This window comes from Pseudomonas sp. NFACC10-1 (assembly GCF_900119195.1).
Taxonomy (GTDB): domain Bacteria; phylum Pseudomonadota; class Gammaproteobacteria; order Pseudomonadales; family Pseudomonadaceae; genus Aquipseudomonas; species Aquipseudomonas cerasi.
Genome location: NZ_FPJB01000002.1, coordinates 585,827 through 608,330, shown reverse-complemented (window position 1 = coordinate 608,330; position 22,504 = coordinate 585,827). Strand labels below are relative to the sequence as shown.

Below are 22,504 nucleotides of genomic sequence, written 5' to 3'. Positions count from 1 at the left end.
CCGGGGGCTTTTTCGCAGTGTTCCGTCATTCAGTGCGTACGAGGAAAGCCCCACCATGTCGCGTCTTAACCGTTTTCTGCGGCGCCTGCTTCTGGGTGTTGCACTGTGCAGTGGCTGGCAGACTGTGCTGGCGACGCCGACCCACGCCTTGACCGTCTATGGCGAGGCACCGAAATACCCGGCCGGCTTCCAGCACTTCGATTACGTCAACCCGAACGCTCCCAAGGGTGGTTCGCTGACCCGGTCGGCGGAAGAAATCGGCCAGTTCAATTACCTCAATCCCTACGTCGATCAGGGCATCAATGTGCGCGAGGTCGACAGCTGGGTGTACTCGCCACTGGCCTATCGCTCGCTGGATGAGCCGTACACGGTGTATGGCCTGATCGCGGAAAAGATGGAGATGGACCCGGACGGTCTGTGGATTCGTTTTTTCCTCAACCCCAAGGCGCGCTTCGAGGACGGCAAGCCCGTCACCGCCGAAGACGTGCGCTACACCTTCGAGCTGATAACCACCAAGGCCAGCTTCAGTTATCGACCCATGTTCGCCGACGTCAAAGAGGTGACCATCGAAGGGCCGCTGCAGATTCGCTTCGACTTCAAGAACAACCTCAACCGCATGCTGGCGCTGGACATCGCCAGCCTGCACATCCTCCCCGAACACTGGTGGAAGACCCGCGACTTCGCCAACGGCGGCGGTTTCGAGCCGCCTTTGGGCAACGGGCCGTACCGGGTCGCCAAGGTTGACGCCGGGCGCAGCGTCACCTTCGAACGGGTCAAGGACTGGTGGGGCAAGGACCTGTCGGTCAGCCGTGGCCTGTACAACTTCGACACGCTCACCGTGAACTACTACGGCGACACCGAAATCGCCCGCCAGTTGCTGCAGGCCGGGATGTTCGACTACAACCGCGAGTTCTCCTCTTCAGGCTTCGTGGTCGGCTACAGCGGCCCGGCGATTGACGACGGGCGCCTGCAAAAGCGCATCCTCGCACCGCAACGTCCGGTCGCCGCGCAGGGCTTTGTGTTCAATCTGGACAAACCCATGTTCAAGGACCGCCGCGTGCGCGAGGCGCTGTCGTTGCTGTGGGATTTCGACTGGATCAATCGTCGGGTCATGCGCAATTTCTACGTGCGCGAACAAAGCTATTTCCCGAAAAGCGACATGGCCGCCACCGAGCTGCCGACCCCGGCCGAGCTGAAAATTCTCGAGCCCTTGCGTGGCCAAGTGCCGGAAGAGGTGTTCAGTAAGGTCTATCAGCCACCGAAAACCGACGGCAGCGGCTACATCCGTGACAAGCAGTTGCAAGCCCTCAAGCTGCTGGCCGAAGCCGGTTGGCATCCGAAGGACAACAAGCTGGTCAACGCGGCGGGCGAGCCGATGGTGTTCAGCTTCATCGACGGTCAAGGCGGTTTCGACCGGCTGATTCTGCCGTTCAAGCGCACGCTGGCGCAGATCGGCATCACCCTGGATTTCCTGCGCATCGATTCGGCGCAGTACATCAACCGGCTCAATGCGCGGGACTACGACATGATCGTGGTCAGCCTGCCGAAAAACGGTAATCCGATCATTTCCCCTGGCCGTGAGCTGTACAACCTGTACGGCTCGCAAAGCGCCACCGAAGTGGGTAGCTCCAACGCCATAGTGCTGCGCAATCCTGCGGTGGACACGCTGATCGACGGGCTGGTCAGCGCCAATACGCGCAATGACATGGTGCTCTACGCACGGTCCCTGGACCGGGTCCTGCAATGGGGTTACTACATGATTCCCAACTACTACTCCAAGGGCACGCCACTGGTGTTCGCCAACCGTTTCGGCATGCCGGATGTGGCACCGACCTATGACGTTGGTCTGGAAACCTGGTGGCAGATCAGCCCGACGCCGCTGACCAATGCTCAGGCCGCTGCGCTGACCGGCAAGCCTGCCGCCGCCAAGGAGTACTGAGATGCTGGCTTATGTGATTCGACGCCTGCTGCTGATCATTCCCACGCTGCTGGCCATTCTGATTGTGAATTTCCTGATCGTGCAGGCCGCTCCCGGCGGACCGGTCGAGCAGGCCATCGCGCGCATTCAGGGCTTCAGCCCCAACGGTGTGGGGGGCGGCGGGGGCGAAGTGGCTGCCTCCGGCACTGCCAGCCGCAGCACGCGCGGGCTGGACCCGGCGCTGATCGAGCAGATCAAGGAACATTACGGTTTCGACAAACCGATGCACGAGCGACTCTGGCTGATGCTCAAGAATTACGCACAGCTGGACTTCGGGACCAGCTTCTTCCGCGGCGCGCCGGTCACCGAACTGATTGCCCAGAAGCTTCCGGTGTCGCTGTCACTCGGGCTTTGGGCGACGCTGATCACCTACCTGATTTCCATCCCGCTGGGCATTCGCAAAGCGGTGCGGCATGGCAGCGCGTTTGATGTCTGGAGCAGCACGCTGGTGATCATCGGTTACGCCACGCCCGCGTTTCTGTTCGCCATTCTGCTGATCGTGGTGTTTGCCGGAGGCAGTTACCTGAGCTGGTTTCCGGCGCAAGGGCTGTTCTCGGACAACTTCGACAACCTGAGCACCTGGGGCAAGGTGAAGGACTATCTGTGGCACCTGGTGTTGCCAGTCAGCTCGCTGGTAATCGGCGGCTTCGCCACGCTGACCATCCTCACCAAGAACAGCTTTCTCAACGAGATCAGCCGCCAGTACGTGGTTACGGCGCGCGCCAAGGGCCTGACCGAGCATCGCGTGCTGTACGGCCACGTGTTTCGTAACGCCATGTTGCTGGTGATCGCCGGTATTCCGCAGGCCTTGATCGAGGTGTTCTTCGCCGGCTCGCTGCTGATCGAAACCATCTTCGGCCTCGATGGTTTGGGGCGCATGAGTTACGAAGCAGCCGTCTCGCGCGACTACCCCATCGTATTCGGCACGCTGTTTCTGTTCACGCTGTTCGGCCTGCTGATCAAACTGATCGGTGACCTGTGTTACACGCTGGTCGACCCACGCATCGACTTTTCCGCGAGGAGCGCCTGATGTTCGAGTTCTCTCCCCAGACCCGGCGTCGCTTCGACCTGTTCAAGGCCAACCGTCGCGGTTGGTGGTCGCTGTGGATCTTCATCGGCCTGATGCTGGTGTGCCTGTGCGGCGAACTGATCGCCAACGACAAGCCGCTGCTGGTCAGCTACGACGGGCAGATGTATTACCCGGTGTTGCACACCTACATGGAAACCGATTTCGGCGGCGAGCTGCCTTTCGAGCCGGACTATGCCAGCGATTATGTGCGCAAGCTGATCGCGGCAAAAAACGGCTGGATGCTGTTCGCGCCGATCCCGTTCAGCTACGACACCATCAACTACGACCTGGACGCGCCATCGCCCAGCCCGCCGGACCACATCAACTGGCTGGGCACGGATGAACAGGCCCGTGATGTGCTGGCGCGGGTGTTGTTCGGCGCGCGGATTTCCATTCTGTTCGCGCTACTGCTGACCGCGATCAGCACGGTGATCGGCGTCTGTGCCGGGGCGATTCAGGGGTACTACGGCGGCATGACCGACCTGATCGGCCAGCGCATTCAGGAGATCTGGTCGGGGCTGCCGGTGCTGTACCTGCTGATCATTCTGTCCGGCTTCGTGTCCCCCAGTTTCTGGTGGCTGCTGGGGATCATGGCGCTGTTCTCCTGGCTGTCGCTGGTTGACGTGGTGCGTGCCGAGTTCCTGCGCGGGCGCAATCTGGAATACGTCAAAGCCGCCCGCGCACTGGGCCTGACCGACGCTGCGCTGATGTGGCGGCACATCCTGCCCAACGCGATGACCAGCACCCTGACCTACCTGCCGTTCATTATCACCGGCGCCATCGCCACCCTCACTGCGCTGGATTTTCTCGGCTTCGGCATGCCGGCGGGCAGTGCGTCGCTGGGCGAGCTGATCGGCGAGGCCAAGCGCAATCTGCAAGCGCCCTGGTTGGGGCTGACCGCGTTCGTGGTGCTGGCCCTGATTCTTTCTCTGCTGGTGTTCATCGGCGAAGCCTGCCGCGACGCGTTCGATCCTCGGAGCTGACATGCAAGACAACCTGATTGAAATTCGCGACCTGCGGGTCGCTTTCAACGGCCGCGAAGTGGTGCATGGCGTCAGCCTCGATATCCGTCGTGGCGAGTGCCTGGCACTGGTGGGCGAATCCGGCTCGGGCAAGTCGGTCACGGCGCATTCGATTCTGCGCCTGTTGCCGGCGAAAACCGTCAGCACGCAAGGCTCGATTCGTTACGACGGGCTGGATCTGGTCAGCGCCAGCGACAAGCAGTTGCGCAGCCTGCGCGGCAATCGCGTGGCGATGATTTTTCAGGAGCCCATGAGTTCGCTGAACCCGCTGCACACGGTCGAAAAACAGATCGGCGAAATCCTCGTGACCCACAAGGGCCTCAAGGGCAAGGCCGCCCTGAGCCGCACCCTGGAGCTGCTGGAACTGGTCGGCATTCGTGACCCGCTGTCACGTCTCAAGGCGTATCCGCATCAACTGTCGGGTGGGCAGCGGCAGCGCATCATGATTGCCATGGCGCTGGCCAACGAGCCGGATCTGCTGATCGCCGACGAGCCGACCACCGCGCTGGACGTGACCGTGCAGGTGAAGATCCTGGAATTGCTCAAGTCCCTGCAACAGCGGCTGAACATGTCGCTGCTGCTGATCAGCCACGACCTCAATCTGGTGCGGCGCATCGCTCAGCGGGTCTGCGTGATGCGTGAGGGCGAGATTGTCGAGCAGGCCGATTGCCAGACCCTGTTCGACAGTCCGCAGCACCCTTACAGCCGCCTGCTGATCAATGCCGAGCCGGATGGCGAACCGGTGCCGTCCACGCACAGCAACACGCTGCTGTCGGTGCAGGACCTGAAGGTCTGGTTCCCGCTGGGCAAGGCCTGGTTCAAACGTGAGCCGCAGTATGTGAAGGCGGTGGACGGGGTGAGTTTCGAGCTGCTCAAGGGCAAGACGCTGGGCATTGTCGGCGAGTCGGGTTCGGGTAAATCGACTTTGGGTCAGGCGATTTTGCGCCTGGTCGATTCAGAGGGCAGCATACGCTTCGGCACCAAGGAACTGAGCCTGCATAGTCAGCACCTGATGCGCCCGTTGCGTCGCCAGTTGCAGGTGGTGTTTCAGGACCCGTTCGGCAGCCTCAGCCCGCGCATGACCGTGGAACAGATCATTGCCGAGGGCCTGGTGACGCACAACATAGGTACGCCGAAAGAGCGGGAACAGACGGTGATCCGCGTGTTGCAGGAAGTCGGCCTGGACCCGGCCACCCGGCATCGTTACCCGCACGAGTTTTCCGGCGGTCAGCGCCAGCGTATTTCCATCGCACGGGCGTTGGTGCTTGAACCGGATCTGATCCTGCTCGACGAGCCGACCTCGGCGCTCGACCGGACCGTGCAAAAGCAAATCGTCGCCCTGCTGCGTGACCTGCAAATCCGTCGCGGTCTGACGTACCTGTTCATCAGCCATGACCTGGCGGTGGTTCACGCCCTGGCCCATGATCTGATCGTGATCAAGGACGGCAAGGTGGTCGAGCAGGGCCCGTCCCGTGAGATCTTCGCCGCACCGCAGCAGGCCTACACTCAGGAACTGCTGCGCTCATCGGGGCTGGTGTTTGCCTGAGCCCGAAAGCTACGCGTGAAAGCTCTGGCCCAGCGCTTCCAGGCGAATGGCCAGCGGCGACAGGCTCTGACTGCTGGTCGCCAACACACCGATATTGGCAGCGGTGTGCTCGGCGATGGTCTGTACCGAGCGCAGCTGATCGGCAATTTCCCGGCTGACGGTGGACTGTTGTTCGGTCGTCGTGGCAATCAGGCCGTTGAGCTGGGTGATATGGCCGATGCCTTCGCCGACGGCGCGCAAGGATTCCGAAGCGCGCTGGCTGTCCTCGACACAACGCCCGACGCCCTGCAGGCTGTCGTTCATGGCCGTAGCGGCCTGACGACTGCCTTTTTGCAGGTCTTCGATGATGGTCTGGATTTCCTTGGTCGACGACGCTGTGCGCTGCGCGAGGTTGCGCACCTCGTCCGCCACCACCGCAAAGCCTCGGCCCTGCTCACCGGCGCGTGCGGCTTCGATTGCAGCATTGAGGGCCAGCAGGTTGGTCTGCTCGGCAATGCTGCCGATCACGTCCAGCACTTTGCCGATCTGTTCTGACTGGTTGGCCAGGGCCTGTACGGTTTCATCGGTGGTCGTGATGCGTGCGGCAAGCTGGGTGATTTCGCTCTGCGCACGGTCGACACTGTCGCGCCCGTGGGCGACCTGATCGCTGGCGTCACCGGCCCGCTGCACAGCTTGCGCGACGTGGCTGGAGATATCGTTCATGGCTTCGCCCATGCGCTGCATGGCGCTGGTCATGCGGGCGATTTCACTGAGCTGATGCTGCGCACCGGTTTCCAGCGTACCACTGGCCTTGGCGAGGTCATGACCCAGTTCGCCCAGCCCGCGAGTGTCACGTACCACACCGTCGACCAGGCTGGTGATCTGCGCCAGAAACTGCTCGAAACGTTGCGCCAGCGAGACATGTTTGCCCGAGCGCTCGCTGGACTGGCTATCGGTAGAGAACTGGTTGGTGGTGGCCAGCATCCGGTCCAGCATGTCCTGATTCTCGACCGCCTCGGCCTGATTCTGCACGGCCAGGTAAACCAGAATCGCGCTTTCAACGACTACATACACCGCATGCACAAGGACCATGCTCCAGCCGAAGCCGTGGTGCATGACGTACACCGGGAAGCCGGAGTGCTGCAAGGCATGGAAAACGATGTGGTGGAGAGCGATGGTGACGGCAGCGACCAGAATCGGCAGCCAGTCGCGGTAGAAGGTCAGCACTGCCAGCAGGACGAAGATGCCGAAATGTATCTCGACCTGCCCGTGGGTCTGATTGATGTGCAGCGCGGTCATGACCATCAGGCCCACACCGAAGCAGCAACGCATCAATCGGGTGCCGCCGATGGCCCGATACAGCCCGGTCAGCACCACCGCGGTGCCGCCACCGACGACGACTGCCTGGGTGAAGGTGTCGAACCAGAACGCCAACCCGAGCGCGTAGATGAACAACAGCCAGATCAGACCCAGCATGATCCGGTCGGCCTTGCGGTAATGGTCAAGGAAACGAGGGGCTACGGGCATCGAACACATCCTTTTGAAATCCATGGCGACAGGGGCTCCTGCCGGTTTTCAAATCTGCATGAGCAAAAGCCCGGCCAAAGTGCCGTCCGGATAGTAGCCCTATGCCAGAATTTCAGAAATACATATTCTTTGCCCGGTATTCACGGCTGCGTATGCGGTGCTGCGCAGGTCTGTGACGCGGAGCGTCACGCAAGGCATTCCCACGCTGGAGCGTGAGGAACGATAGGTGTCAGGGAGATCGCGGAGCGGGTGGCGCGCGAGGTGTTCGGGCAAACACCATCGTGGCTCAGCGCGATACACACATTCTGTGGGAGCGAGCTTGCTCGCGAAGAGGCCAGTAAGCCTTGATATGAGGTCGCTTTAACCACCGCCTTCGAAGCAATGCAGATCGCCGTCCCGGCCACTCCCACAATCCACATGGCCCTCGTGCCCATGCTCTGAAGTGGGTATGCCGTTCCGGACGCTCCGCGTCCTCTTGGCTGGAGCTTCAGTGGCGCAACAGTTTGCGCAGCGGTACGCCGTCTTTCATGACCGGGGATTTGATGACGATGTAGCTGAAGTACTTGGAGATGCCGATGTTCTTGTCCAGCAGCTCTTCGATCACTTCCTGATAATGCTGAATGCTGCGGGTCATGAAGCGCACCAGGTAATCGTAGCCGCCGCTGATCAGGTGGCATTCCAGCACTTCGTCGACGTGACGGATGTTGGCTTCGAATTTGGCGAAGTCTTCGCGCTTATGGTCGCTGAGGGAGATTTCCGTGAACACGGTGACCGATTCGGTGATCTTGGCCAGATTAAGGTGCGCCTTGTAGCTGGAAATATAACCTGCCGACTCCAGACGTTTGACGCGTTGCAGGCAAGGGCTCGCGGAAAGTCCGACGGCATCGGCCAGGCTGACGTTGGTCATGCGCCCGTCTTTCTGGAGTTCTACCAAAATATTGATATCAATCCGATCCAGTTTGACCAAGCCTTCCATTACCTACCTCTTGTATTGCCATTCACGGTGCCTACCTTCTAGCAAAATCAGCGCCGTAAAGACAGCTGATGCTGAGCGACCAGATCGGCCATGCTGTTGATGCACAGGTCGGCGGTGCATGGCTGACGGTGTTGCTCACGGCTGCGGCGGATCAGGCACAGCCCGCCGGTGCTTAGCGCCGAGGCCGGTGGGCGTGACACTATCAGGGTGTCACGCGGCTCCAGATCCATGTCGGCAAGCCACGCCGTGTCGTCCAGCGGGTGGGTGGTCAGTGACAGCAGGCTGTCGGGCTCGAGCCCCAGTCGTTCGCACAGCACACCGCGATCCTGCAGGTCGCGGTCGGCGTACACCAGCAATCGATAGAACTTGCGCAGGTAGAGCATCGCGCCGGGCGCATCCTCGAACAGCGTCCAGTTCGGCACCGAGCGGGCGAAGGTCATGCCCTCTTCCCAACTCGCCTTGATCCCCAGTCGTTCGGCCAGCTGTCGATGCGCAAAGCACAGCAGCCCGCTGAAACCCAGTTCGTCGAAGCGCGGGTACAAGGTGCGGACCACGTCATTGAACTCGGTCAGCACCTGATCTTTCTCCGGCGTATTCAGGCCGTTTTCCAGCAACGGCTGCAACGCCGCCCAGACACCTGAATCACGGTCCACCAGCACTTCATCACAATCGATCAGCAGTGCGCGGTAATCAATAAGCCCCATGGCAGGCAACGTCTCCATTCAACAATGATCCCCAGCGCGGGTGGTCGCAGCGTCTCGCGACGGCCGCGACCACGCTTGCGCTCAGCTGGACTTCAATACTCGTGCCAAGGCAGCGTCGAGAATGCCCAGTGCTTCATCGATCTGCTGCTCGGTGGTCACCAGTGGGGCCAGGAAACGCAGGACGTTGCGGTACACGCCGCACTTGATCACCAGCAGGCCGCCGATGCGCGCCTGATCGATGACCTTCTGGTTAAGATCGGCGTCCGGACTGCGTGCCGCGTCATTCTTGACCAGCTCCATGGCGAGCATGAAACCCGTGCCGCGCACGTCGCCAATACACGCGTAACGTTCTTTGAGCGCAAGCAGACCCGCACGCAGACGTTCGCCCAACTGCTCGGCGCGTGCCAGCAGGTTTTCCTGCTCGTACGTGTCGATCACTGCCAGCGCAGCGGCGCACGACAGCGCATTACCGCCGTAGGTGCCGCCCAGGCCGCCCGGAAGCGGTGCGTCCATGATCTCGGCACGCCCGACCACGCCCGACAGCGGCATGCCGCCCGCGAGGCTCTTGGCCACGGTCACCAGATCAGGCTGGATACCCGAATGCTCGAAACCGAACCATTTGCCGGTCCGCCCGAAACCGGACTGGATTTCATCGACAATCAGCACGATGCCGTGTTGCTCGGTCAGCGCACGCAAGGCCTTCATGAACTCCACTGGCGCAGTCAGGAAGCCGCCATCGCCCTGCATTGGCTCGATCAGAATCGCCGCCACACGCTCCGGTGCGACCTGAGTGGCCAACAGCTCGTGCAACGCCGCCAGCGCGACTTCGCTGGTCACGCCGCGATACTCGTTCGGGTACGGCGTGTGGAACACTTCGGGGGCCATCGGGCCGAAATTCTGTTTGTACGGCTGGCTCATGCCGGTCAGCGTGGTGCCAAGCAGCGTACGCCCATGAAAACCGCCGCGGAACGAGATGATTGCCGGGCGATTGGTGTGGGCGCGGGCGATTTTCACCGCGTTTTCGACCGCTTCGGCGCCGGAGGTGAAAAGCACGGCCTTGTGATCGATGCCGCTCTGGCCCGCGATGAGATGGCTCAGGCGTTTGGCCAGGTCCAGATAGGGCTGATAGGACGCCACCTGAAAGCAGGCGTGGGTGACTTTGGTCAGTTGCGCCTGAATCGCCGCGACCACGTTCGGGTGGTTGTGGCCGATGTTCAACACGCCGATACCGCCGACGAAATCCAGATAGCGCTTGCCATCGACGTCCCACAATTCAGAACCCTGTGCCCGGTCGATGACCAGCGGGTGGGCCGTGACAATCCCGCGCGGCACGAACTGATCGCGCTGGCGGAGCAGATGAGGGGTTTCGTCGACTTTGCTGTTCATGGTTATACCTGTCGTGGGCCAGGCAGCCGGCGGGGTGGCTGCGATGCTGTTCAGGTTAAGCGTTCAGCGAAATGATCTACGCCGAACTTGCCCCCTCAGATGTCCATATCGACTGTTTTTCGCCTTGCAAACGGCAGATTCCTTCATGCCCGCAAATCGCCATGCAATCTGCCGGGCAGCGGCGCTTTTCGGACATTGGAGAGGCCAGGAAGCAGGCGTTTCGACAGATCCTGCTTTGCATTTGCGGCATGATGGGGCTCCCCTTTCATGCTCAGGAAATGCCCATGCCCGCCCTGCTCTACAAAGCCGATCCCGCACGTGCCGAACGATGGCGTGTCCTGTTTGCCGAGCACGCGCCGGACATTGAATGGAGGGTATGGCCGGACATCGGCGACCCGGCCGACATCCACTATCTGGGTGCCTGGCTGGCGCCCGATGATCTGCAGGAGCTGCTGCCCAACCTGAAAGTGCTGTTCGCCCTCTCGGCAGGTGTGGACCAGCTGGACCTGAGCCGTATTCCGAAATCGCTGCCGGTGGTGCGTCTGCTGGACCCCGGCATCAGTCACGGGATGTGTGAGTACGCAACCTTTGCCGTGCTGAGCCTGCACCGGGAAATGCTGCGTTATCGGCAGCAGCAGGTTGAAGGCGTCTGGAAAGCCCACCCGCTGATACCGGCAAGGCAACGTCGAGTGGGCGTGATGGGGCTTGGGTTGCAGGCGCAGCATATTCTGTCGAGCCTCAAACCGTTCGGTTTCCAACTGTCGGGCTGGGCGCGCAGCGAGCATCGAATCGACGCTGTCGAGTGCTATGCCGGGGAAGGGCAACTGCAAGCCTTTCTGGGGCAGTGCGACATTTTGCTGTGTGTACTGCCGCTGACCGGGCAGACCGAAGGCATCCTCAATCGTCAGCTTTTCGAACAATTGCCCAAGGGTGCCGCGCTGATCAATATGGGTCGTGGCGGGCATCTGGTGGAAGCGGACTTGCTGGAAGCGCTGGACAGCGGCCAACTCAGCGCTGCGGTACTGGATGTGCTGCAGCAGGAACCGGCGGCAGCCGACCATCCGTTCTGGACCCACCCGAAGATCCTGCTGACCCCGCATGTGGCGGCCATGACCCAGCCGGAAAGCGCCTTTCCTGGCCTGCTCGATAACATTCGCCGTTTTGAGCGTGGTGAAGCGATGCAGGGGCAGGTGGATCGCGGCCAGGGTTACTGATGCGTTGGATTATCGTTCCCCACGCTGGAGCGTGAGGAACGATAATCTCAACTATCGTGCCGACGCTCCGCGTTGGTACGCCGTTCTGAACGCTACAACCCCCCCACATGAAACGCCTTCACTTCCAGGTATTCATCCAGTCCGTAGCTGGAGCCTTCGCGGCCCAGGCCGGATTGTTTGATGCCGCCGAACGGGGCGACTTCCATGGAGATGATGCCGGTGTTGAGGCCGACCATGCCGAACTCCAGCGCCTCGCCGAAACGCCATGAGCGACGCAGGTCCTGGGTGAAGTAATACGCACCCAGGCCATAAGGCGTGGCGTTGGCCAGTGCCAGCGCTTCGGCTTCATCTGTGAAGCGCATCAGCGGCGCGACCGGGCCGAAGGTTTCTTCGTTGGCCAGCAGCATGCCCGCGTGGGTATCGCCCAGTACCGTGGGCTGGACGAACTGGCTGGTGCCGTCGGGAGAGCCGCCGTGCAGCAGTTTCGCCCCCTGGCTCAGCGCATCGTCGATATGCCGGGCGACTTTGCTGACCGCTGCCGGGTTGATCAGCGGGCCGATGGTCACGCACTCTTCCAGGCCGTTGCCGACCTTGAGCTTGGCGACCTCTTCCACCAGCCGCGCAGCGAAACGGTCGTAGATGCCGTTTTGCACCATAATCCGGTTGGCGCACACGCAGGTCTGCCCGGCGTTGCGGAATTTGCTGAGCATGATGCCCGTCACCGCCTGTTCCAGGTCCGCGTCGTCAAACACGATGAAGGGCGCGTTGCCGCCCAGTTCGAGGCTCAGACGTTTGATGTGTTCAGCGCTCTGGCGCATCAGCAGACGGCCGACCGGCGTCGAACCGGTGAAGGAAATCTTGCGCACCACCGGGTTGCCGGTCAGTTCTTCGCCAATCCCGGCGGGCATGCCAGTGATGACATTGAACACCCCGGCAGGAATGCCCACGCGTTCGGCCAGTACCGCCAGCGCGAGGGCTGACAAGGGCGTGAGGTCCGATGGCTTGACGATGATCGGGCACCCTGCGGCCAAGGCTGGCGCACACTTGCGGGTGATCATGGCGTTGGGGAAATTCCACGGCGTGATCGCGGCGCAGACACCCACCGGCTGCTTGAGGGTCATCAAGCGACGGTCTGCGCTGGGGGCGGGAATGGTTTCACCGTACGAGCGACGCGCCTCTTCGGCGAACCATTTGACGAAGCTGGCACCGTAGCGGATCTCGCCGCGCGACTCGTTCAGCGGCTTGCCCTGCTCAAGGGTCATGATCAGCGCCAGGTCTTCGACGTTGTCGAGCATTGCCTGATGCCAGCGCTCCAGCAGCGCCGCGCGTTCGGCCGCGGGACGCGCGCGCCAGGCAGGCCAGACGCGATCGGCCGCTTCGATGGCACGCCGGGTTTCGACGCCCTGCAGGGCCGGCACCTGCGCCAGCGCCTCGCCGGTGGCCGGGTCGCTGATGGTCAGGGTTGCACCATCGTCAGCGCTGATCCATTGCCCATCGACGTAGGCGCGGTCTACCAGCAGGCTGGGGTCTTTCAACTGATTCTTGAGCATGATCGAGTCCTGTTCCGGGATGACTGCCAGTCTAGGCAGACGCCACAGTCCAGGATGCTGAAAGCAGGATAACGGCAGCGTCCGATGCTGAAATTTGCCTGCGGACGGCAGCCTCTACTGCTTCAAAGACCCCAGCAGGCTCTGCAGAAACCGCTCGCCCGCGTCCATCTGGCTCTCGTCGATAAACTCGTCCGGCTTGTGTGCCTGCTCGATGGAGCCTGGCCCGCAGACCACCACCGGCACATTCAGGCGCCCGGCGAACAGGCCGCCCTCGGTGCCATAAGAGACCTTGATGTGCTGTGTGCCCGGCTCGGCAAACGCATGCAGCATGCGCACCGCCTCAACGCTCGGATGAGTCTCCAGCGCCGGGTATTCGTTCATGACCTCGATCTCGATGTCCGCCACTCCCGACAGCTGTCGCGCTTCACGTACCAGCACTTCGGCACGCTCGCGCAGCTGCTCCAGCAATAGATCGGGGTTGTCGCCCGGCAGGTTGCGGAACTCGAATTCCATGGTGCACAGGTTGGGCACGATGTTCAGCGCCTTGCCGCCATCGATACGGCCGATGTGCACGGTGCTGTAGGGAATGTCGTAGCCCTCGTCACGCGCGCCCTGCTGCTCGATCTGCTTCTGGCTCTTGCGCAGCTCGGCGATGAAATCGCTGGCCAGATGAATCGCGTTGACCGCTCTTGGGGCCAGCGAGGAATGCGCTTCCTGGCCTCGACAGAAGGTGCGATAGGACGCCTTGCCCTTGTGACCGACAGCGAACTGCATCAGGGTCGGCTCGCCAACCACGCACAGGAACGGGCGTACCGGTGCCAGATGCAGGACGTCGAGCAGACGCCGCACACCGACACAGCCGATCTCTTCGTCGTGGGACAGCGCCAATTGCAGCGGTCGCATCAGGGGCATGTCCGCGGCATTGAGCATCGCGTCGATAGCCAGGGCGATAAAGCCCTTCATGTCGCAGGTGCCACGGCCGTAGATGCGCCCGTCACGCAGGGTGGCCTGAAACGGCGGCATCGTCCACGCCTGACCGGCCGCAGGAACCACGTCGGTGTGGCCGGACAGCAGCACGCCGGGTACATCACGCGGGCCGGTGCTGGCGAACAGGTTGGCCTTCTTGCCGGTCTCGTCCTTGACGATCAGCGACTCGATGCCTTTGCTGGCCAACAGTTCACGGACGTATTCGATCAGCGCCATGTTCGGCTCCGACGACACGGTGTCGAAGGCGATCAGGCGCTTGAGGATTTCCAGTGCGCGTGGGCTCATGAGGCTTTACTCGTCTGTTCAGTGAGGTTGTCCACAAGGCTGACATCAAACCGGCGAATGTCGAACGGGCTGATCGAGGTGCTGGTCGCGCCGGTGCTGATCAGCTCAGCCATCACGTCGCCCACGCCCGGACCGAGCTGAAAGCCGTGGCCGCAGAAGCCGAACGCATAGAACAGGCCGTCGACCTTGCCGCTGCGACCCATCACCGGCAGCGAATCCGGCGTGTAGCCTTCGATGCCGCTCCACACGCGGATGATGTTCAGGTTGCCGACGCCGGGCAACAGGCGACGCATTTGCTGCACCTGATTGATGATGCTGCGCGGCTCGACGTAGGCGCGGCGGTTGATCATGTCCGGCTTGCTGCGAAAACCACCACCGATGACGATGTTGCCGCGTGCGATCTGCCGGAAGTAGATCACTTCGTGAGGGATTTTGGTGAACACACCGATCACTGTCGGCAGTGCATAAGGCACCGGCTCGGTCACGGCCATCTGCGGACCGTGGGTGTCCAACGGCACGGATTCACCAAACTGCGTGGAGAGTTTCTGTCCCCAGGCGCCAGCGGTGATCAGCAACTGATCGGCGGTGAATATGCGCCCGTCAGTGGTGGTGACTTCGAATTCGTGACCGACCTTTTCCACATGGGCCACTTCGGTACGCTCTTCGATCCGCGCCCCGGCCCGAATCGCCGCGCGGGCGAAAGCCGGTGCTGCCAGACGCGGGTTGGCGTGGCCATCGTGTGGCGCGTAGGAGCCGCCCTTCACGTCCGGCCCGAGAAACGGAAAGCGCTCGTGCAGCGCTTTCCCGCTATAGATTTTCAGGTCCAGCTCACGGGCTTCCGATGCCGCTGCGTAGGCTTCCAGTTCGGCGATTTCGTCCTCGCGATAGCAGACGCGCATGTGGCCGCTGGGCAGGAATTCCAGGTCTTCACCGATCAGCTCCGGCAGCCGCTGCCATAACGCTCTGGAACGGTTGGCGAGTTCCAGCTGGCCAAGATGCCGCCCCTGACGGCGCACGTTGCCGAAGTTCACGCCGCTGGCGTACTGGCCGATCACGTCGCGCTCCAGCAGCGTCACCGACTTGCCGCGCTGGCGCAGAAAGAAGGCTGACGCCGAGCCCATGAAGCCACCGCCGACAATCAGCACATCGACTCTCGGCTGCCTCATGACACCACCTCGTCGATCAGCATCGACAACGGTTTGACCGGCGCCTGACCGCGCTGGCGACCGACCTGTTCGACCGGCACACCGGCTTCGGCCGCGATCACCTCGGCCCCGGCCTGCGAGCAGTAGCGGCCCTGGCAGCGGCCCATGCCGACGCGACTGAAAGCCTTGGCGCGATTGACTTCGCAGGCGCCCTTTTCACGTACGACGCCGCGCAGTTCTCCCGCGCTGATCATCTCGCAGCGGCAGACAATGGCGTCATCGGGCAAGGCAGCGGCCTGGGCCGCAGGCCACGGGAACGCCTCGGCCAGCCCGACCCGAAAGCGATCCATTGCCACCAGGCTCTTGCGTACTTCTTCCTGACGCGAGTTATCCACAGGTCGCCCGAGGTCCTCCAGCAGTGCCATCGCCACCAGTCGACCGGCCTGTTCGGCGGCATCGGCGCCACGAATCTTCGCGCCGTCACCTGCGGCGTAAAAACCTTTGACCGAAGTACGCCCCTCTTCATCAACTGCCAGCACCCATTGCCCGGACGCTTCGTCGAAGCGTAACTGGCAGCCGGCCAGATCAGCCAGCTGGGTTTCCGGACGCAGGTGGTAACCCAGCGCCAGAGCATCGCAATCGACGTTCAGCGAGGTGCCATTGGCCAGCTTCACGCGCACGCCGACCACGCCGTCCTGTTCGCTGCCGATGATTTCCTCGGGCTGCACGCCCAGATGCACCGGCACCCCGGCGCTGTACAGTTGGCCCAGCAGTTTCATGCCGTTGAACAGCAGACCGGGACGCGCCAGCAATTTGGGCATCGCGCTGACGCGTTTGCCGAACGGTGAGGTGTCGAGCACCGCAGCGACATCGGCACCGGCTTTGACGTACTGGCTGGCGACCAGGTACAGCAGCGGGCCGCTGCCCATGAACACCACGCGACTGCCAATCGAGACCGATTGCGACTTGAGCGCAATCTGCGAGCCGCCGAGGCTGTAGGTGCCTGCCAGCTGCCAGCCCTTGATCGGCATCAGGCGGTCGGTGGCCCCGGCACACAGGATCAGTGCGTCGTATTCGACCACGGTGTGCACGCCCTGACTGGCGCAGCACAGTTCGCCGTGGGTCAGGTTCCAGGCCAGCGTGTCGGGGCGGTAGTCGATCTGCGTGCGCAGGCGATCGAAGCTTTCATGCAGGTCACGCGCCTTGGCCGCTTCGGTGCCATACAGCGCTGAATAATCGCGCTTGAAGCCCTCTGGCTGACGGCGATAGATCTGCCCGCCGTCACGCCGGTTTTCGTCGATCAAAATCGGTTTGATGCCTGCAGCCAGCAAGGTTTCGGCGCAACGGGTGCCTGCCGGGCCGGCGCCGATGATGACGACTCTCGGGCTGCCAGGGTTGCGAACGTCTAACCGTGAAGAAGTGGCCATTTCGCCTCCGGTTGGGTGGTGACGATGTCGAGTCCGTCGCGGACCTCGTTGGAGCAGGCGCGCAGCCGCTCGCCGCTGCGGGTCCAGACCCAGCAGTCCTGGCAGGCGCCCATCAGGCAGAAACCTGCACGGCGCCCGGTGTCGAACTCGGATTGGCGTAATGTGGCCTTGCGGGTCAGCAACGCCACCATCAGGGTATCGCCCTGCAATGCCTCGATGGGCGCGCCATCGACCATCAGGCTCACGACCGGGCGTTCGCGTTCGCCCAGTCTCACAAAACGGCCATTCATGCGTAAGCTCCGACGGTTTCAGGGTTCAGGTTTTCTTGCACGGCCTGCAGCTCGTCGCTGTCGCGGTGGCAAAGGATCTCGCTGCCACCTGCGATCAGGCGACGACCCGGCGCGGTCTTGTTGCACAGGCCTTCGATGCGGGCCGGGCAGCGATTGAGGAAGGTGCACAGCTCCGGATTGTTGGCCGGTGCGCTGATGGGCGGCAGCTTGCCGCTGGTCACACCGCAGGTTTCCAGCCAGCCTTGGCGCAATTCCGGCACCGAATGCACCAGCAGATCGGTGTAAGGGTGGAATGGCACTCGGCTGAAGGCTTCGCGGCTGCCCTCTTCGACCTTGTGGCCGCTGTACATCACCACGATGTCGTCGCACAGCGCGCGAACGGTGGAGATGTCGTGGCTGATGAACAGGTAGGAAACTCCCAGCTTGCGGCGCAGTTCGCCGAGCAGTTCGAGGATGCATGCACCGACCACGGTATCCAGCGCCGAGGTCACTTCATCACAGAGGATCAGGTCCGGCTTGGCCGCCAGGGCGCGGGCCAGGTTGACGCGCTGTTTCTGCCCGCCCGAGAGTTCGTTGGGACGCCGCTCGGCCAGCTCGCGGGGCAGGCGCACCAGGTCCATCAGCTCATCGATGCGCTCGCGCAGGGCCTTGCCCTTCAGGCCGAAATACATCTTCAGCGGGCGGGCCAGAATCGCGCTGATGCTGTGCATCGGGTTGAGCGCGGTATCGGCGTTCTGAAACACCATCTGGATGCGCCGGAACTGTTCTTCGGTACGACCCGCCAGGGTGCCGGACAAGTCGGCACCGTCGAACGTCAGGCTGCCATGCGCCGGGTCCAGAAGACCGGCGACCACACGGGCCAGCGTCGATTTGCCCGAGCCCGACTCACCGATCACGCCGATGGCCTGACCACGGCGGATGGTCAGGTCGATGTCTTCCAGCACGCGAATCATCGGCATGCCTTGCAGGTCTTTTTTGCCATACCCCGCCGTCAGGCCTTTGATGGTCAGCAGCGTGCTGTCCTTGACCACTTCGCTGGCCGGACTCAGTACTTTATCCGGACGCGCCGCCGCCAGCAGGCTGCGGCTGTAGGCATCCGCCGGGCCTTTGAGTAGCTCGGCGGTGCTGCTCTGTTCGATGATCCGCCCGCCATTGAGCACCACGATCTGATCGGCCATCTGCGCCACCACCGCAAGGTCGTGGGAGACATAGACTGCCGTGGCACCCCGGTCGCGGACGACCCGCTTGAATGCGCGCAGCACGTCGATCTGCGTGGTGACGTCCAGTGCGGTGGTCGGCTCGTCGAGGATCACCAGCAACGGATCACTGATCAGCGCCATGGCCGCCATGACGCGCTGCAACTGGCCACCCGAGACCTGATGCGGGTAACGCCGGCCGATGCTTTCCGGATTGGGCAGGGCCAGGTCGCGGAATAGCTCGACAGCCTTGGCTTCCAGATCCGCGCGGCTGCCCAGGCCATGAATCAGCGCACCTTCGATCACCTGATCGATCAGCTTTTTCGCCGGGTTGAAGGCGGCTGCGGCGCTTTGTGCAATGTAGGAAACGCGGTTGCCACGCAGGCCCTGCAATTGGCTTTCGGGCAGGCTGAGCATGTCGTGCTCGCCCACTTGAACCACCCCGCCAGCCAGCTTGCAACCGCGTCGGGCGTAACCGAGCAGGGCCAGCGCGATGGTGGTCTTGCCGGAGCCCGACTCGCCGATCAGTGCCAGCACTTCACCTTTTTCCAGCGAGAAGCTGACGCCTTTGACGATCTCCAGCTCGCCATGGTCGCCCTCGGCAACCACACGCAGGTCTTGCACACGAATCAACTGGCTCATCTCAATGCCCTCCCGAACGACGGCCGCGCCGCGAGGCCAGCCGGTCGATGAACAGGTTGACACCGATGGTCAGGGTGCCGATGGCCAGTGCCGGGATCACGATGGCCGGAGCGCCCTGGCTGAGGCCGCCGATGTTCTCGCGTACCAGCGAGCCAAGGTCGGCGTCAGGCGGTTGTACACCGAGCCCCAGAAAGCTCATGCCGCTGAGCAGCAAGACGATGAAGCCGAAGCGCAGGCCCAGGTCGGTCATGACCGGGTTGAGCATGTTCGGCAGGATTTCCCGGCAGGCAATGTAGATACGGCCCTCGCCGCGTGTGCGCGCCACTTGCACGTACTCCAGCGCCTCGATGTTCACCGCCAGGCTGCGGGCGATCCGAAACGCGCCTGGCGTGTAGCTCAGTACCGCCGTGCAGATGAGCAACACTTCGGACGAGCCGAACGCCGAGACCATGATCAGTGCCAGCATTTTGCTAGGGATCGAGATGAACGCGTCCATCAGGCGGCTGATGATTTCGTCCAGCCATTTTGGCGCGACCACCGACAGCAGCGCACACAGGGTGCCGAGGCCGCTGGCCAGCACGGCAGAAATCAATGCCAGACCGACGGTGAAGCGCGCACCGACCAGCACGCGGCTGAGCATGTCGCGGCCCAGGTAATCAGTGCCGAACGGGTAGGCTGCGCTCATGTTTTCGAACATGTTGTCGGAGACCACTTCGCCCACCGGATGCGGCGCGAGCCAGGGGCCGAACAGGGCGACCATCAACCAGATGAAGCACACCGTAGCGCCCAGCAGGCCAAGCCATGAGGTCGGACGGGACACCTTTTTGCGAAGCACCGGTTGCGGCGCCGCAGGCGTCGATTTCGCAATGAATTGAGTCATTGGGTTCTCAGCCTCGGATTGGAAAGAATTGCACACAGGTCGGCCATCAGCACCAACCCAAGGTAAGCGGAGCAGAACAGCATCGTGCAGCCCTGCACCAGGGCCATGTCACGGTTGGTCACGGCATCGACCATCAGGCTGGCGATGCCGGGATAGTTGAAGATGGTCTCGACGATAACCACCCCGCCGAGCAGGTACGACAGGCTCAGTGCCACGGCGTTGACGATCGGCCCGATGGCGTTCGGCAAGGCATGGCGCAAGACGATGCGCACCGGGCTGACGCCCTTGAGGCGCGCCATTTCCACATACGGGCTGTCCAGCTGATCGATGACCGCAGCGCGGGTCATGCGCGCCATCTGCGCCACGATCACGCAGCACAGGGTCATCACCGGCAATGCATACGTGCGCATGAACTGCCACGGCGAGCTGACATCGGCGCCGTAGGACAGCGCGGACAGCCAGCCCAGGTTGACGGCGAAAATCAGCACCGCCAGCGTCGCCACCAGAAACTCGGGCACCGCGACCAGTGACAGGGTGATGAAATTCAGCGCGCCATCGAGGCGACCGCCACGGCCCATTGCGGCGCCGATGCCGAGTGCCAGCGCAACCGGCACCGATACCAGCGCGGTGGTGGCCGAGAGCATCAGGGTTTTCGGAAAGCGTCCGGCAATCAGCTCTGAAACCGGCATCGCGTTGGAGACCGATTCGCCGAGGTTGCCGCCGAGCAGGTTGGTCAACCAATGCAGATAACGCACCACACCTGGCTGATCGAGGCCCAGTTGGGTACGCAATGCCGCGACCTGTTCAGGCGTCGCGAATTGCCCAAGGGCCTGTTGCGCTGCGTCTCCGGGCAACACCGCCGTGATGGCGAAGACCACGATGGAAACGATCAACAACGTCACGATCGCCGCGCCGAAGCGCTGCACGATCAACCAGAGTGTGTTGCTATTCATCTGCATCCTCCTGCTCGGTTCAGCGTTGCATTTATGCGTCCAGCCACACCTGCTCGCTGAACATGTAGCCCATGAAGCCGCCCAGCGGGTTGCTGGAGTAGCCCTGGATACGCTTGTCCACACCGTCGATATTGCTGATGAACACGGGGATGCCGATGCCGCAGTTCTGGCTCACCAGCGCCTGCATGTCGCCATACATTTTGGCGCGCTTGGCGTCGTCGGTTTCGCCACGGGCCAGCAACAGCAACTGGTCGAACTGGTCGTTTTTCCAGCCGGATTCATTCCACGGCGCGGTGGACTGGAAGAACTGCGAGAAAATCACGTCTGCGTTGGGGCGCGGGTTGATGTTGCCGAAGCTCAGCGGGTGTTTCATCCAGTGGTTGGACCAGTAGCCGTCGCTTGGCAAACGGTTGACGTTGAGGGTCAGCCCGGCCTGTTTGGCGGACTGTTGCAGCAGCACGGCGATGTCCACCGAACCCGTGGCGGCAGGCGATGCCGCGACGGCCATGGTGATCTTTTCCATGCCGGCTTTCTTGAGCAGGAATTTGGCTTTTTCCGGGTCGTAGGCGCGCTGTGGCAGGTCGGCGTTGAAGTAGCGCGAGCCTGGCGAGATCGGATGGTCATTACCCACGCGCGCGTAGCCACGGAACACCGCCGATTTGACCTGTTCACGGTCCAGCAGGTACTTCATGGCCTCGGTGAATTCCGGGCTCTTGCCGGGCATCTGGTCCTGACGAATGATCAGGTTGGTGTAGTTGCCGGACGGTGCATCGACCACGCGGTGTTCGGCGCTGGCGGCAATGCGTGTGGTGGAGCGCGGATTGACCTCGTTGATCATGTGTACGTCGCCGGAAAGCAGCGCGTTGACCCGCGATGGCTCGTCGCTGATGGCGATGAATTCGATCTCGTCCAGGTACGGCAGGCCCGGCTTCCAGTAGTTGGGGTTGCGTGCACTGACCGAGCGCACGCCAGGGTTGAATTCCTTGACGGTGAATGGCCCGGTGCCGATGCCTTTGCTGAAGTCGGTGGTGCCTTCGGGCACGATCAGCAGGTGTGAAACGGCGAGGATCGACGGCAGCTCGGCGTTGGGCGAACTGAGGGTGATCTGCACTTCCAGCGGGCCGGTGGCCTTGATCTCGGAAAACTGTGCCATCAGTGGCAGGACTTTCGAGCCAGTGGCCGGGTCCTTGTGGCGCGACAGGGAGAACACCACGTCGCCAGCGGTCAGCGCCTTGCCGTTGTGGAAGGTCACGCCCTGGCGCAGGGTCACGGTCCAGACGGTCGCGTTGTCGCTTTCGATCTTCTCGGCCAGCTCCATGTGCGGCACCAGATGGCTGTCGAAACGGGTCAGGCCGTTGTAGAACATGAAATGACGCACGTAGTCGGTAGACAGCGCGCCTTTGGCCGGATCCAGCGTGTCGGCGGTAGAACTGGACATGCCGGCAACGCGAATGCGGCCGCCCGGCTTGCCTTTGACAGGGGCATCCGCGTCATCGGCAAAGACCTTGCCGGCCGCGCCGAACAGGCTGGTGGAGCCCGCCGCAACCACACCTGCAACACCCAGCATGCGCAACGCATCGCGCCGCGACAGGCCACGATTGAGACCTTCGAAAACCCGCAGGCTGTCTTGGCCTGTGATCAACGCGGAGTCGGTTTTGTTATCAGCCATATCAGTTCTACCTGTCGAAAAGGGGAAATTCCGAATTGCTCACGGTTGGCCGGAGCGTCCTTCAAACACACACGACGAC

The 22,504-nt window shown here is 62.4% G+C and carries 18 protein-coding genes; 5 read left to right on the top strand and 13 right to left on the bottom strand.

The window, feature by feature from the left end; genetic code table 11:
* Positions 1–55: 55 nt before the first annotated feature.
* The 4 genes from BT119_RS07425 to BT119_RS07410 are packed head-to-tail and all read left to right on the top strand — an operon-like array spanning position 56 to position 5,615.
* Positions 56–1,939 carry an extracellular solute-binding protein gene (locus BT119_RS07425; protein WP_072365227.1) on the top strand — a complete coding sequence of 628 codons (1,884 nt, stop codon included), beginning with the start codon at positions 56–58 and terminating at the stop codon, positions 1,937–1,939.
* Between the two features lies 1 nt (position 1,940).
* Positions 1,941–3,008, top strand: coding sequence for a microcin C ABC transporter permease YejB (locus BT119_RS07420; RefSeq protein WP_044310395.1), 1,068 nt, complete (start codon positions 1,941–1,943; stop codon positions 3,006–3,008).
* Positions 3,008–4,030, top strand: a complete 1,023-nt coding sequence (locus BT119_RS07415) for an ABC transporter permease (protein WP_003435077.1) — start codon at positions 3,008–3,010, stop codon at positions 4,028–4,030. The genes BT119_RS07420 and BT119_RS07415 overlap by 1 nt, the downstream gene beginning before the upstream one ends.
* A gap of 1 nt (position 4,031) precedes the next feature.
* Positions 4,032–5,615, top strand: a complete 1,584-nt coding sequence (locus tag BT119_RS07410) for an ABC transporter ATP-binding protein (RefSeq protein ID WP_003435075.1) — start codon at positions 4,032–4,034, stop codon at positions 5,613–5,615.
* A 9-nt stretch (positions 5,616–5,624) separates the two neighbouring features.
* Here BT119_RS07410 and BT119_RS07405 read toward each other — a convergent pair whose 3' ends face one another.
* The 4 genes from BT119_RS07405 to gabT form a co-directional block, all read right to left on the bottom strand.
* Entirely contained in the window at positions 5,625–7,121 is a 1,497-nt protein-coding gene (locus tag BT119_RS07405; protein ID WP_057458807.1) for a methyl-accepting chemotaxis protein, read from the bottom strand.
* Between the two features lie 487 nt (positions 7,122–7,608).
* Positions 7,609–8,097 (bottom strand): Lrp/AsnC family transcriptional regulator, encoded by a 489-nt coding sequence (locus BT119_RS07395; protein WP_002555947.1) that lies wholly within the window; start codon positions 8,095–8,097, stop codon positions 7,609–7,611.
* A 47-nt stretch (positions 8,098–8,144) separates the two neighbouring features.
* Positions 8,145–8,801 carry an HAD family hydrolase gene (locus BT119_RS07390; RefSeq protein ID WP_032631801.1) on the bottom strand — a complete coding sequence of 219 codons (657 nt, stop codon included), beginning with the start codon at positions 8,799–8,801 and terminating at the stop codon, positions 8,145–8,147.
* Between the two features lie 81 nt (positions 8,802–8,882).
* Positions 8,883–10,187, bottom strand: a complete 1,305-nt coding sequence (gene gabT, locus BT119_RS07385; RefSeq protein WP_072365223.1) for a 4-aminobutyrate--2-oxoglutarate transaminase — start codon at positions 10,185–10,187, stop codon at positions 8,883–8,885.
* A gap of 284 nt (positions 10,188–10,471) precedes the next feature.
* Here gabT and BT119_RS07380 point away from each other — a divergent pair, with 284 nt between their 5' ends.
* Complete coding sequence (locus BT119_RS07380) at positions 10,472–11,401, top strand: 2-hydroxyacid dehydrogenase (protein ID WP_044310401.1); 930 nt, start codon at positions 10,472–10,474, stop codon at positions 11,399–11,401.
* A 92-nt stretch (positions 11,402–11,493) separates the two neighbouring features.
* Here BT119_RS07380 and BT119_RS07375 read toward each other — a convergent pair whose 3' ends face one another.
* The 9 genes from BT119_RS07375 to BT119_RS07335 all read right to left on the bottom strand — a co-directional run bounded on the left by BT119_RS07375 (position 11,494) and on the right by BT119_RS07335 (position 22,425).
* Positions 11,494–12,951 carry an NAD-dependent succinate-semialdehyde dehydrogenase gene (locus tag BT119_RS07375; protein WP_072365221.1) on the bottom strand — a complete coding sequence of 486 codons (1,458 nt, stop codon included), beginning with the start codon at positions 12,949–12,951 and terminating at the stop codon, positions 11,494–11,496.
* 114 nt (positions 12,952–13,065) lie between these two features.
* Positions 13,066–14,223 carry an acetylornithine deacetylase gene (argE, locus tag BT119_RS07370; protein WP_054082331.1) on the bottom strand — a complete coding sequence of 386 codons (1,158 nt, stop codon included), beginning with the start codon at positions 14,221–14,223 and terminating at the stop codon, positions 13,066–13,068.
* A complete protein-coding gene (locus tag BT119_RS07365) occupies positions 14,220–15,389 on the bottom strand; it encodes an NAD(P)/FAD-dependent oxidoreductase (RefSeq protein ID WP_046718776.1) in 1,170 nt (389 codons plus the stop codon). Before BT119_RS07365 ends, argE begins: the two co-directional genes overlap by 4 nt.
* On the bottom strand, positions 15,386–16,795 hold the full coding sequence (locus tag BT119_RS07360; RefSeq protein ID WP_072365218.1) for an FAD/NAD(P)-dependent oxidoreductase: 1,410 nt from the start codon (positions 16,793–16,795) through the stop codon (positions 15,386–15,388). Before BT119_RS07360 ends, BT119_RS07365 begins: the two co-directional genes overlap by 4 nt.
* Positions 16,774–17,085: a (2Fe-2S)-binding protein gene (locus BT119_RS07355; protein ID WP_003367589.1), complete on the bottom strand. Its 312-nt coding sequence runs from the start codon at positions 17,083–17,085 to the stop codon at positions 16,774–16,776. The genes BT119_RS07360 and BT119_RS07355 overlap by 22 nt, the downstream gene beginning before the upstream one ends.
* Positions 17,082–18,923, bottom strand: a complete 1,842-nt coding sequence (locus BT119_RS07350; protein ID WP_003367587.1) for an ABC transporter ATP-binding protein — start codon at positions 18,921–18,923, stop codon at positions 17,082–17,084. The genes BT119_RS07355 and BT119_RS07350 overlap by 4 nt, the downstream gene beginning before the upstream one ends.
* Position 18,924: 1 nt before the next feature.
* Positions 18,925–19,803, bottom strand: coding sequence for an ABC transporter permease (locus BT119_RS07345; RefSeq protein ID WP_072365216.1), 879 nt, complete (start codon positions 19,801–19,803; stop codon positions 18,925–18,927).
* Positions 19,800–20,756 (bottom strand): ABC transporter permease, encoded by a 957-nt coding sequence (locus tag BT119_RS07340; RefSeq protein WP_003367584.1) that lies wholly within the window; start codon positions 20,754–20,756, stop codon positions 19,800–19,802. Before BT119_RS07340 ends, BT119_RS07345 begins: the two co-directional genes overlap by 4 nt.
* Positions 20,757–20,787: 31 nt before the next feature.
* Positions 20,788–22,425, bottom strand: a complete 1,638-nt coding sequence (locus BT119_RS07335) for an ABC transporter substrate-binding protein (protein ID WP_072365214.1) — start codon at positions 22,423–22,425, stop codon at positions 20,788–20,790.
* Positions 22,426–22,504 lie beyond the last annotated feature (79 nt).